Genomic DNA, 12383 nt, shown 5'->3' on the forward strand with positions numbered 1-12383 from the left:
CCGGTGCGCGGCAGCTCGGACCGGCGGGTCAGCCCGGCAGATCCTCGACCGATGCGGATTCGTTGCGGGACAGCGTGATTCCGAGCTTCGCAGCGGTGCGATCGAGCTCTTCGTCGTCACCTTGGTCCAATTCGATAGCGGAGCCGGCGGAGAGGACCTCGACGTTGAGGCACAGCGACTGGAGTTCCTTGAGTAGCACCTTGAACGATTCGGGGATGCCGGGCTCGGGGATGTTGTCGCCCTTGACGATCGCCTCGTAGACCTTGACGCGACCGACGATGTCGTCGGACTTGATGGTCAGCAGTTCCTGCAGGGTGTAGGCGGCGCCGTAGGCCTGCATGGCCCAGCACTCCATTTCACCGAAGCGCTGACCACCGAACTGTGCCTTACCACCGAGCGGCTGCTGGGTGATCATCGAGTACGGACCGGTCGAACGGGCGTGGATCTTGTCGTCGACCAAGTGGTGCAGCTTGAGGATGTACATGTAGCCGACGGCGATGGGGTACGGAAAGGGTTCACCGGTTCGGCCGTCGAATAGTGTTGACTTACCGTCTGTTCCGACCATCACGTCGCCGTCGCGGTTGGGCAGTGTCGACGCCAGCAGCCCGGCGAGTTCTTCCTCCCTGGCACCGTCGAAGACCGGTGTCGCGAGATTCGTATCCGGGGCCGCCGACAACAACTCCTCGGGCAATCGTTTCGCCCAATCCGGGCGAGTACCGTCGGTGAGCTGAATGTCCCAGCCTGCCTTGCCGATCCAGCCGAGGTGGGTCTCCAGGATCTGGCCGATGTTCATACGACGCGGCACACCATGGGTGTTGAGGATGATGTCGACCGGCGTGCCATCGGGCATGAACGGCATGTCCTCGGTCGGCAAGATCTTGCCGATCACACCCTTGTTACCGTGCCGGCCAGCGAGCTTGTCACCGTCCTGGATCTTGCGCTTCTGCGCCACGTAGACCCGCACCAACTCGTTGACACCGGGAGGCAGATCGTCATCGTCCTCACGCGAGAACACCCGGATACCGATGACCTTGCCCGACTCACCGTGGGGCACCTTGAGCGAGGTGTCACGCACTTCGCGGGCCTTCTCACCGAAGATCGCCCGCAACAGCCGCTCCTCGGGAGTCAGCTCGGTCTCACCCTTCGGGGTGACCTTGCCGACCAGAATGTCACCATCACGAACCTCGGCACCGATCCGCACGATCCCACGCTCGTCGAGATCAGCCAAGACCTCATCGGAAACATTCGGGATGTCGCGAGTGATCTCCTCGGCACCGAGCTTGGTGTCACGAGCATCGATCTCATGCTCTTCGATGTGAATCGAGGTGAGAACATCCTCTTCCACCAGACGCTGCGACAAGATGATCGCGTCCTCGTAGTTGTGGCCCTCCCACGGCATGATCGCCACCAGCAAGTTCTTGCCCAGGGCCATCTCACCGTTCTCGGTACTGGGCCCATCGGCCAGCACCTGACCCGACTCCACCCGCTGACCCTCGTCCACGATCGGACGCTGGTTCGCGCAGGTGCCCTGGTTGGTGCGAGCGAACTTGCGCATCAGATAGGACTTCCGCGTGCCGTCGTCGGCCATGACCGTGACGTAGTCGGCCGAAACCTCCTCGACCACACCGGATTTCTCGTTCACCACGAGATCACCGGCATCGATCGCGGCACGCAACTCCATACCGGTCCCGACCAGCGGAGCCTCCGACCGAATCAGCGGCACGGCCTGCTTCTGCATGTTCGCACCCATGAGAGCGCGGTTGGCGTCGTCGTGCTCGAGGAACGGGATCATCGCCGTCGCGACCGACACCATCTGGCGCGGCGAGACGTCCATGTAGTCCACCTCGGCCGAGTCGACGAGTTCGACCTCGGAATTCTTGCGACGCACTACGATTCGCGCATCGACGAACCGCCCCTCGGCATCGAGGGACTCATTCGCCTGCGCCACGACATGCAGGTCTTCCTGGTCTGCGGACAAGTAGTCGACCTCGTCGGTCACCTTGCCGTCGACCACCTTGCGGTACGGCGTCTCGATGAAGCCGAACGGATTGACCCGCGCATACGCCGACAGATAACCGATCAGCCCGATATTCGGACCTTCGGGCGTCTCGATCGGGCACATCCGGCCATAGTGGCTGTAGTGCACATCGCGGACCTCGAGACCGGCGCGTTCCCGGGTCAGACCACCCGGCCCGAGCGCCGAAAGGCGACGTTTCTGGGTCAGACTCGCCAGCGGGTTCCGCTCGTCCAGGAACACCGACATCTGCGAGGTTCCGAAGAACTCCCGGATTCCCGCGACGACGGGTCGGATATTCATCAGCGTCTGCGGCGTGATCGCCTCGACGTCCTGCGTCGTCATCCGTTCCCGGACCACGCGCTCCATCCGGGACAGGCCGACCCGGATCTGGTTCTGGATCAACTCACCGACGGTGCGCAACCGGCGATTACCGAAATGGTCGATGTCGTCGACCTCCACCGGCACCTCGATGCCGCCGGGCGCGGTCATGACACGCTCGCCCCCGTGCAGACGCAGCAGGTATTCGATGATCGTGACGAGGTCTTCCTCGGTGAGCACCCGTGACCCGATGATTTCGCCGGTGTGGATGCCCAGCTTCTTGTTCATCTTGTAGCGACCGACGCGCGCCAGGTCGTAGCGCTTCTCCTTGAAGAACAGATTCTCCAGCAGGGTCTGCGCCGACTCCTTGGTCGGCGGCTCACCCGGACGCAGCTTGCGATGGATGTCGAGTAGCGCCTCATCGGTGCCCGGCGTGTTGTCCTTGGCCAGGGACGTCGTCATGATCTCGGAGAAGCCGAACCGTTCGGTGATCTGCGCGCTGGTCCAGCCGAGCGCCTTGAGCAGGACGGTCACGGGTTGACGGCGTTTGCGGTCGATACGAACGCCGACGGTGTCGCGCTTGTCGATGTCGAACTCCAGCCACGCACCACGCGACGGAATGACGCGCACGCTGTGCAGGTCCTTGTCCGTGGTCTTGTCCGTGGTGTGCTCGAAGTAGACGCCCGGCGAGCGCACCAGTTGCGAGACGACGACGCGTTCGGTGCCGTTGATGATGAACGTGCCCTTGTCGGTCATCATGGGGAAATCACCCATGAAGACCGTCTGGCTCTTGATCTCACCGGTGTTGTTGTTGATGAACTCCGCGGTGACGAACAACGGCGCCGCGTAGGTCATGTCCTTGTCTTTACATTCCTCGATCGAGGCCTTGACCTCCTCGAAACGGGGTTCGGAGAGCGTCAGCGACATCGTCGCGGCGAAGTCCTCGATCGGGCTGATCTCGTCGAGCACCTCCGCTAATCCGCCCGCGGCCGATTCGCCGCGCACCGCTGCCCGTTCGCGCCAGGCAGGCGCGCCGATCAGCCATTCGAACGAATCGGTCTGGATCTCCAATAAGCCCGGAACATCCAGGGGCTCACGGAGTTTGGCGAATGAGACCCGCTTCGGCGCCCCAGCGATCGCACTATCGGCGGGTATAGCGGCATTGCCCTTGGTCTGACTCGAGACTGCCAAGATGCGTCCTTCCAGCACCTCGCGCCGCCCACGCGTTCGCGCGGTCGTCACGGTATCTGCTTGTCCTGTGGGCTGTATTCACATTGCGCGCCGACCGGACGCCGCCCGAACATGACTCGACAACAACGGGTAGCCGGTGACACGCAGACAGTGTCACTTTCTACAGTCATTTCGTATTTCGAGAGTTGGACAGCACTCGCCCCGGTGCGAAGTCCTAAATTACACGCCAACTCGACCGATGTCGAGGGCATAAATAAAGAGACATCGCATTTCCCGATGCCTTCCTATATTGATAATGACATCCCAATACGCCATTCGTCAAGACTATTAGCGGTAATCCGCCAATGCATTCACACCGGCGGTGCTGCCTGCACCTCGGGCGCGGCAGGCCTTCTCCGGCCTGGCCGCAACCAGTTCGTCGAGCGCGTCGAGGCAACGCCGCCCATCACTCTGGCCACATCACCGGCGATGCCACGCGCGGTGGGCCCGCGTCGGCGTCGAATCCGCCTGCGGCTCCAGCCCATACAGTCACCGCATGGACAAGCGCACGATCCGCATTCTCGACGCCGCATATCGCCCGAGGGCAAAACTCTGGGACTCCGCGCTGGGCGAAAGCGTGGTCGACGAGAACGCGCTGCCTGCGGCGGATCGGGCGTACTTGGATTCCGTCGGCATCGTGGTCAACGACTTCGTGACCTGGGATCACGACGAACAGGTCGGGCGGGCGGCGAAGCTCGACTGGCGGCAGGTCGCCACCGCCTTCGTGGCCGGGGTCGGTGGCAGTGCGCGGCGCGGACTTCCGGTGCTCGACGGCTACGTGTGGTGTGCGAAGCTGCCCGAGCACAGCTACCGGACCATCCCCGAACTGCGCGCCTGCGGAATCTGCGGAGCGAACCAGAGCAACACCGTCGACCGGACCGAGCTGCGGCTCCGATTCTGGCAGGGCCAACCGTGGTCGAATCTCATCGGTGCGACGATCAATCTCGCGGAGTTCGGCACGCTGGCGCCGATCACGCCGACACCGGAGGACCGCCAAGTGTTCGACGCGATGTTGGACGTGCTGTCCGCGGCGCCGGTCGAGGTGTCGCCCAGTGGCGCGGTCGTGCTGCTCGGACAGGCGAAGGTGATCCCGAAATCGAATGCGGGCCTTCGTTACCGCATTTTGGAGGGGCTGGCCGACGTCGGTGTACTACCGCAGCCCGCGGTCGGCCTGCGCACAGATCTGTGGGTGGACGTCCAGGAACATTCCCGCGCTTGGGCCACCCTCGGGCGTTCCCATCGCTCCGATGTTCCGATGCCTCTTGCCGCATGGAACGGGGCCCACGGTGTGGATCGACAACGAGCGGCCGAGCTGTTCGGATAACTAATAGTTTCGCGCGCTAGCAAAATTCCCCGATGCCCCCATTTCCATGGGCAATGCCGACCGGGCGTGACCGAGCTGTGCTGTTCGTCGCCTTATGGACCCGACAGCGTAACGCTCGCATCCCAATTCCCGACGTGTTTGGTGACGCATTGCCCGTCGGGGGGCTTTGTCCGTCCACTTGTTGGTTATGGAATGGGGATCAGGACATGGCTTTTCGCGAGTTCTTCGCGCGACACCGTATCGCTTCGGCGGTCGCCGCACCGGCGGTGCTCGGAGTGGCGGCGGTCGTCGCCGCCTCGCTGGCGCTGACATCGACGCCGCAGACCAGAGATACACAGCTCACCACGTCCGTCACGGAGTGCAGGGACATGGTGACCATCTCGGTCGCCGGGCGCGGTGACACGCCAGTCGCGGGGACCACGAAACTACTGCTCGACGCCAACGGTAAAGAATTGCCCGCCGCGATGTCCGGTGATCACCAAAGCAAGTGGGTCGATCCGGTCGTCAACGCGCCGAACGGTGCCGTCGACCCCGACTCGTATGCCGCTGTGTACATCGCGTATCCGGCGAACATGGCCACTTATGAAGACGCCGTCAACGCCGGTGCCGCCAATACCGAACAGGTGATGCGGGAGATCGCGCGGTCGTGCCCCGACACCAAGTTCTCGATCGTCGGATACAGCGAGGGCGCCGACGTCGTCCGCCGCGTCGCGATGAAGGTCGGGCATCAGGAAGCCGACAAAGACGGTGCGTACGGGATCGTCGATCCGAACAATGTCGTCGGTGTCGTCATCCTCGCCGACGCGGGCCGTTCGGCCGGAGACGGGCCGTTCATCGGCGCGAAGGATCCGCACGGCAATCCCGACGGCTTCGACCAGAAATATCAGAATGGCAAAAACCCGACTCCGGGTAAGGGAGCGCTGCCGGGTACCGGCGGTGACTTCGGTGCGCTGAACGGCAAGATCGCATCGTTCTGCTCCGACGGCGATCTCACCTGCGCGGCACCGGAAAACATTTCGCTGCTGCAGTTGGTGGTCAATGTAGGCAGGCAGTTGAACGTCGACGCGCTGGAAAAGGACGGGCTCACCCCGGCGACCGGGCAGGACGTCGCCGTTGTCCTCAGCCGTATCGCACTCGCCGCACTCGCGGACATCCAGTCGCAGCCGAACTGGATGCAGAGTGACGAGACCTTCCTCCAGGTGCTGCTGAAGGTGTCGGATCCGGCCTACAAGCCGGGCCAGACGCCGAAGACCCCGGCAAAGGCGGACGCGATCGCGGCAGGCGACATGTCGCCGCTGGCCTACCTGCCGCAGAAGGTGCTGAACGAGATCATCGGTCTCATCGTCACGAACCAGAACACCATCCCGGTCGTCATGAGCGACCCGTACAAGCAGACCCTCGGCCCGAACCACAGCGGCCACCACTTCGACTACTGGCGTGACGCCGACCCAGCCAACGGAAAGCCACTGACCTCCGCCGAATACGCGGCAGCCTGGATCACCCACCTGGCGAAGCAGGCGCAGGCAGGCAAGAAGGTCGACGCCACCGCCAAGCCGGCACCGGCCGAACTCGCCGCCGCCTACAAGGAAGTAGTGGCGACCACCGCCGCACCGACCAAGACCCCCACCGCGTCCCCGACAACCACCAGCACCACCCCGAGCGGCACCACGACCACCACGCCCCCGGCGACCTCGATACCGCCGACCACGACAGTCACTCCGGAGACCACAACCTCCCCGGCCCCGCCCTCGGTCACATCAACCGAGACCGCAACGCCGACCACCACCGCACCGCCCACCACAACAACAGAATCGGCGGCCCCGACCACCACCAGCCCACCCACGGCCGCCAACTGACCGAAAACCCAAAGACCCTGCCCACCGCACTACGCGGCGGGCAGGGTCTTTTCGGCGACCAGGGGTCAGACGATGGCGTAAGGGTAGGCGGCGGCGCGGTGCTGGAAGGAGAGGATTCGAAGGTTTTGGACTCGGCCGTCACGGATTTCTATTGCGCGGCGGACGGTTTCGTTGCCGTCCCAGGCGTCGGGACCGGCCATGACGATGGGGAGGTATTCGAGCAGGGCTTCGGAGTTTTCCCAGGTGGCCGAGTTCCACAGGAAGGAAGGGCTGTGGTCGACGGCGTAGTAGTGCAGGTCGTCGCCGATGGTGAACATGGGAGACACGAACGAGGTGGGCCGAGCCCATTCGAAGCCCATGCCTTCGTCGCAGGAGACGTCGACGAACAGGGTGCCGCGGGCGAACAGCGGTAGGTCCTCGTTCACCACGAACATCAGCGGTTCCTCGGTGTCCTGGAGGATGCAGTTGACGACCACGTCGTACTGGGCCAGCATCTCGGCAAGCGGCCCGGGTTCCGGCGCCTTGAGGGCGAGGGTTCGGCTGGGGTTGGCGGGGTCGCGCTCGAAATGCTGCATCCGGACGGACGCGAACGGCGAGGCGACGGCCGAGACGCTGCGCTGGGTCAGCACGGTGACGTCGCTGATGCCGAGCGCGTTGAGCGCACGGACCGCCCCACGGGCGGTGGCGCCGAAGCTGATCACGGCCGCACGCATCCGGCGGCCGTAGTCGCCGCTGGATCCGCGCAGCTGTAGCGCGTGCAGGACGGAGCAGTAGCCGGCGAGTTCGTTGTTCTTGTGGAAGACGTGGACGCTGAAGTTGCCTTCCTTCGTCCAGTGGTTCATCGCCTCCCAGGCGATCAGGGTGAGGCCACGGTCGACGGCCAGCTGGGTCATCCGCTCGTCCTGCACGCAGTGCGGCCACCCCCACACCACTTGGCCGGGGCGCAGATTCGCAAGGTCCTCGGGCAACGGCTTGGGCAACAACAGCACGTCGCATTCGGCGAACAGATCTTCGCGGGTGCGGTGCCCGCCGACCAGCGGGGCCAAGTGCTCGTCGGTATAGCCGAATCGGTCGCCGTAGCCGTGCTCGAGGAAGACGCGGTCGCGAAGCCCGGGATCGATCCGGTCGAGGTGCGCCGGATGGATGGCCAACCGGTGTTCGTCCTCCTTGCGGGAGGTCCCGACTACACCGATCGTTAGTTGCTTCACCAAATGAGTCTACGCGCCCGCGGCTGTCGAGGTCCGGCCACACCTGGCCTGGTCAGCGCCGCGATCACCGAATCGTCGCCGAATAATGGAGTGCCGCCCACCGGTCGCCGAATTAGGCTCGGGCCCATGCGTTTTCTCGTCCCCTACCACCTCGACGAGCACAAGCCCGAGTTGGACCCGCCGATCATCCCCGATGCGGTGATCACGGCGGAGCTACCGAACGTCGACGACCCATGGGCACGAATGGCCGTGCTGTACGACACGGTGGCGGAGCGAGTGGCGCAAGCGGTCCGCGAGGGCGACCGGCCGATCGTCGCGTCCGGCGACTGCACGACGTCGCTCGGGATCGTGACCGGGTTGCAGCGGGCCGGGATCGACCCGGCGATCGTCTGGTTCGACGCACACGGCGACGTCCAGACGCTGGAGACGTCAACGTCCGGTTACCTCGGCGGAATGCCACTGCGGATGCTCACCGGTTACGGGCGGCACCTGCTCGCCGATCGAATCGGCTTGCGCGACATCCCCGAAGAACGCGCCCTCCTGGTCGACGGCCGTGACCTCGATCCGCCGGAAGCGGAATATTTGCGGACGGCTCGAATCCTTCACCGCACGGTGCACGATCTCGGTGACCTGCCGGACGGTCCGCTCTACCTGCATCTCGACTGCGATGTGGTCGATCCCGGCGACCTGCCCGGACTGCTCTTCCCCGCACCGGACGGACCGAGCCTGCAAGCGGTCTCCGGTGCGGTGCGCAGCATTGTGGACACCGGCCGGGTGGCCGCCTTCGGCTTGGCCTGTACCTGGCACATCGGTCAGGGCAGTGCCGAACGCGTTCGCCCGCTGGTCGAATCTGTCTGAGGCGTCGCTGTTCTCGACTGGGTAAGTGGCCTGGCCGCAGCGGCCAGAAGTGGACCTGTCGGGTGATCCGACGTTCTGTATAAGCTCCCGGTTGATCGAAAGCGAGTGGAGCATGCCAGTTACCCGAATCTCCCCCATTGTGCTGTGCCGAGCGGTGGTCGCGCGATGACGCAACGTGGGTGGGCACTGTTCCTGGCGATGGGCGTCATCTGGGGCGTGCCGTACGCGATGATCCGAATCGCGGTGGCGGACTTCGATCCGGTCGCGGTCGCGTTCGCCAGGACGTTGATCGGGGCGCTGGTGCTGTTGCCGATCGCGTTGTACACCAAGGCGCTCGGCCCGGTGTTCCGGCGGTGGCGGCCGTTGCTGCTGTACACCGTCCTGGAGATCGTCGGGCCGTGGTGGTTCATCGGGTTCGCGGAGACCACGTTGAATAGTTCGACCGTCGGTTTGCTGATCGCGGCGGTGCCGTTGATCGCGGTGGTGGCGGTGACCAAGCTCGGCGGCGACCGCTTCGACCGGGGACGGGTCACCGGGCTGATCGTCGGGTTTGCCGGGGTGGCCGCGCTGGTCGGTCTCGATATCGACCTGTCCAACCCCGCCGCCATGGCCGCGATCGGCCTGACCACCATCGGTTACGCGCTCGGCCCGATCGTCATCAACCGGTCGCTCGCCGATTTGCCGCCGCTGGGTGTGGTGACCGCGTCCCTGATCGTCGCCTCGGTGATCTACGCGCCGTTCGCGGCATTGCGCAGGCCGACAAGCTATCCCGCCGATGCGACGCTGTCCGTACTCGGCCTCGCGCTGCTCTGCACGGCCGTCGCGTTCCTGTTGTTCTTCGCGCTGATCTCCGAGGTTGGCCCGGCCCGCGCGACGGTCATCACCTACATCAATCCGGCGGTGGCGATCGTGCTCGGCGTGACGGCACTCGGCGAACCACTCACCGCGGGCATGGCGATCGGCTTCCCGCTGGTGATCCTCGGCTCGATCCTCGGCACCGCCCGCAACCGGGAGAAGACACCGGAGGACGCGCTGTGCACCACCCCGGCCGCTCCCGAGGCGGCCGTCCAATTACCGGAGCGGCCGACGGCGGTCGACGACAGAACAGTGCTGCCGCCAACTCGTCCGGAGGCAGCGTCCGGGTCGTCGCGTACGCCCTAGCGACCTGGGTTCAGCACGCGCCGGACAAGCATGGATGATGTTGGGGTGGTTGACAATCGGAGCACCCCCGCCGACGTGGACATTACTCGCAACGCCTACGACGACATCGCGACCGTCTACGCGGAATTCACCGAGAACATTCTCGCCAGGCAACCGTACGATCGCGCGATGCTGGCCGTTTTCGCGGAACTCGTGCACGCCAACGGTTCCCGCACGGTGGCCGACATCGGCTGCGGCCCTGGCCGCATCACCGCCCACCTGAACACCCTCGGCCTCGAGGCGTTCGGTATCGACCTGTCGCCGGAAATGATCACCCTCGCGCGGCGACGGTACCCGGAGCTGACGTTCACCGAGGGCGCGATGGAGCAACTGGCGCTGGGCGACGCCAGCGTCGGCGGGCTCGTCGCCTGGTATTCGACCATCCATCTGCCGCCCGAGCGACTTCCCCAGGTGTTGACCGAGTTCTATCGGGTAGTAGAAGAGGGAGGGCACGCGCTGCTGGGATTCCAGGCGACCGACGCACCCGACACGGTAGAGGCGTTCGACCACAAGGTGACTCGCGCCTACCGGTGGTCGCCGGAACGGCTTGCCGGATTGTTGCGGGACGCCGGGTTCACGGTGCGCTCGCAGCTGGTCCGGGAGCCGGACCCGGACGAACGTTTCCAGCAAGCCTACTTGCTGGTCACGAAGCTTCGCTGATTCGCACAGCAGAGGCCGTCCGGTCCAGGTAAGTTGATTGTGTCGCGCAGGATTCATGGCTGCGCGCGGGCCCGCCCGACAACGTGGTCGATTCGATTGCAACCACACCACTGTCGTCAGGGGGCGACCACACCATGGAACTCCTCGCACCGATCGATGCCGTCTTCCTTCTCGCCGAATCCCGCGAACACCCGATGCACGTCGGCTCGTTGCAACTGTTCGAGGCGCCCGAAGACGCCGGACCCGACTTTGCCCGCGTCACCCACGAAAAGTTGTTGGCCTGCAAGGACATCGACTCGACCTTCCGTAAGCGCCCGGCCACCCTTTTCGGCGCACCGCGAATGGCCTGGACCCGCGAAACCGACGTCGAACTGGGGTACCACGTACGCCGGTTGGCGGTGCCGCGTCCAGGTCGGATGGACCAGTTGGTCGAACTCGCGTCCGTACTGCACAGCACGCTGCTCGATCGGCATCGTCCGCTGTGGGAGATCTACCTCATCGAGGGTCTCGCCGACGGCCGCTTCGGCGTCTACTCGAAGATGCACCACGCCCTGATCGACGGCGTCTCCGCGCAACGCGTGCTCCAGCGGACACTGACCAGCGAACCGACGGGTGAATCCAGCGCCCCATGGAACCTGCCGAGGACACCGCGCAAAGACAACGCCGAGTCGCCTTCCATACTGCGCGGCGCGGCCCGAAACCTGTTGTCGGCGGCCGGATCCGGACCGGCGATGCTGCGGGTGGCCCGCGCCGCCCTGCTCCAGCAGCAGTTGACGCTGCCGTTCGAGGCGCCACGCACCATGTTCAACGTGCCCATCGGCGGCGCCCGCCGCACCGTGGTCCGCTCGTGGCCGCTGGAACGGATCAAGCAGGTGAAGAAGGCCACCGGCTCGACCATCAACGACGTGGTGCTCACCATGTCGTCCGGGGCCATGCGCTCCTACCTGGCCGAGCGAAACGCGTTGCCGGACAAGCCATTGATCGCCATGGTGCCGATGTCGCTGCGCTCGCCGGACGACACCGAGACCAACGGTGTGAAGGTCGGCGCGGTGCTGTGCAATCTCGGCACCGATATCGCCGACCCGCTGGACCGACTGCGCGTGGTCAGCGATTCGATGCGCAAGAGCAAGGACGTCTACAGCTCGCTGTCGAACACCCAGACGATGGCGCTGTCCGCACTGATGCTCAGCCCGCTCGCCCTCAGCCTGCTCCCCGGCCTCATCCCATTGACCAGCCCGGCGTTCAACATCGTCATCTCGAATGTGCCCGGCCCGCGCGAACCCATGTACTGGAACGGCGCCCGCCTCGACGCCACCTACCCGATGTCCATCCCGTTCGACGGCCAGGCCGTGAACATCACGCTGACCACCAATGCGGACAATCTCGACTTCGGCCTGGTCGGCTGCCGACGCAGCGTGCCCGAACTCGCCCGGCTGCTCGACCACCTGGAGAACGCGCTCACCGAGTTGGAGGAAGCCGCCGTCTGACGGAGCCATTCCGGGCAAAACTAGAACGTGTTACTGTCGAGTGATGGTGCACCGACCCGTCGAGGAAGTCGCGGCCGCGTCATGGCGATACCCGCGACCCGCGGCTGATTCGAGGGGTCGGGGTCCGACCGTGGACCCGCGAGCACCGCGGACAACTATGTAACTCGTTCTAGGACAGCTGCTGCTCGTCGTTCGCGGCGGCGGAGCGGTGAGGGAGACCAGCAC

Annotated in this window: 8 protein-coding genes; 6 read left to right on the top strand and 2 right to left on the bottom strand. The window is 65.0% G+C overall.

The genetic code is table 11. From position 1 onward, the window contains the following. Positions 1 to 28 precede the first annotated feature (28 nt). Entirely contained in the window at positions 29 to 3526 is a 3498-nt protein-coding gene (gene rpoB / locus KV110_RS40665) for a DNA-directed RNA polymerase subunit beta (RefSeq protein WP_393537513.1), read from the bottom strand. Between the two features lie 535 nt (positions 3527 to 4061). Between rpoB and KV110_RS40670 the strand changes: the two genes are divergently transcribed. Together KV110_RS40670 and KV110_RS40675 are read left to right on the top strand one after the other, a co-directional pair. Next, the gene (locus KV110_RS40670) at positions 4062 to 4889 is read left to right on the top strand and encodes a hypothetical protein (protein WP_218472396.1); all 828 of its coding nucleotides are present in this window, start codon (positions 4062 to 4064) and stop codon (positions 4887 to 4889) included. A 206-nt stretch (positions 4890 to 5095) separates the two neighbouring features. Beyond that, the gene (locus KV110_RS40675) at positions 5096 to 6745 is read left to right on the top strand and encodes a cutinase family protein (RefSeq protein WP_218472397.1); all 1650 of its coding nucleotides are present in this window, start codon (positions 5096 to 5098) and stop codon (positions 6743 to 6745) included. Positions 6746 to 6810: 65 nt separating this feature from the next. Here the strand turns inward: KV110_RS40675 and KV110_RS40680 are convergent, their stop codons facing one another. Beyond that, positions 6811 to 7953, bottom strand: coding sequence for a N(5)-(carboxyethyl)ornithine synthase (locus KV110_RS40680; protein WP_218472398.1), 1143 nt, complete (start codon positions 7951 to 7953; stop codon positions 6811 to 6813). Positions 7954 to 8079: 126 nt separating this feature from the next. Between KV110_RS40680 and KV110_RS40685 the strand changes: the two genes are divergently transcribed. From KV110_RS40685 to KV110_RS40700, 4 genes are all read left to right on the top strand, one after another. Then, positions 8080 to 8811 carry an arginase family protein gene (locus tag KV110_RS40685; RefSeq protein WP_218472399.1) on the top strand — a complete coding sequence of 244 codons (732 nt, stop codon included), beginning with the start codon at positions 8080 to 8082 and terminating at the stop codon, positions 8809 to 8811. A 165-nt stretch (positions 8812 to 8976) separates the two neighbouring features. Continuing rightward, positions 8977 to 9972 (top strand): DMT family transporter, encoded by a 996-nt coding sequence (locus tag KV110_RS40690; RefSeq protein ID WP_218472400.1) that lies wholly within the window; start codon positions 8977 to 8979, stop codon positions 9970 to 9972. 45 nt (positions 9973 to 10017) lie between these two features. Then, positions 10018 to 10671: a class I SAM-dependent DNA methyltransferase gene (locus KV110_RS40695; protein WP_246634260.1), complete on the top strand. Its 654-nt coding sequence runs from the start codon at positions 10018 to 10020 to the stop codon at positions 10669 to 10671. Positions 10672 to 10805: 134 nt separating this feature from the next. Beyond that, positions 10806 to 12158, top strand: a complete 1353-nt coding sequence (locus KV110_RS40700; protein WP_218472402.1) for a WS/DGAT/MGAT family O-acyltransferase — start codon at positions 10806 to 10808, stop codon at positions 12156 to 12158. The last annotated feature ends 225 nt before the right edge of the window (positions 12159 to 12383 follow it).

It is taken from the genome of Nocardia iowensis, from assembly GCF_019222765.1.
GTDB lineage: Bacteria > Actinomycetota > Actinomycetes > Mycobacteriales > Mycobacteriaceae > Nocardia > Nocardia iowensis.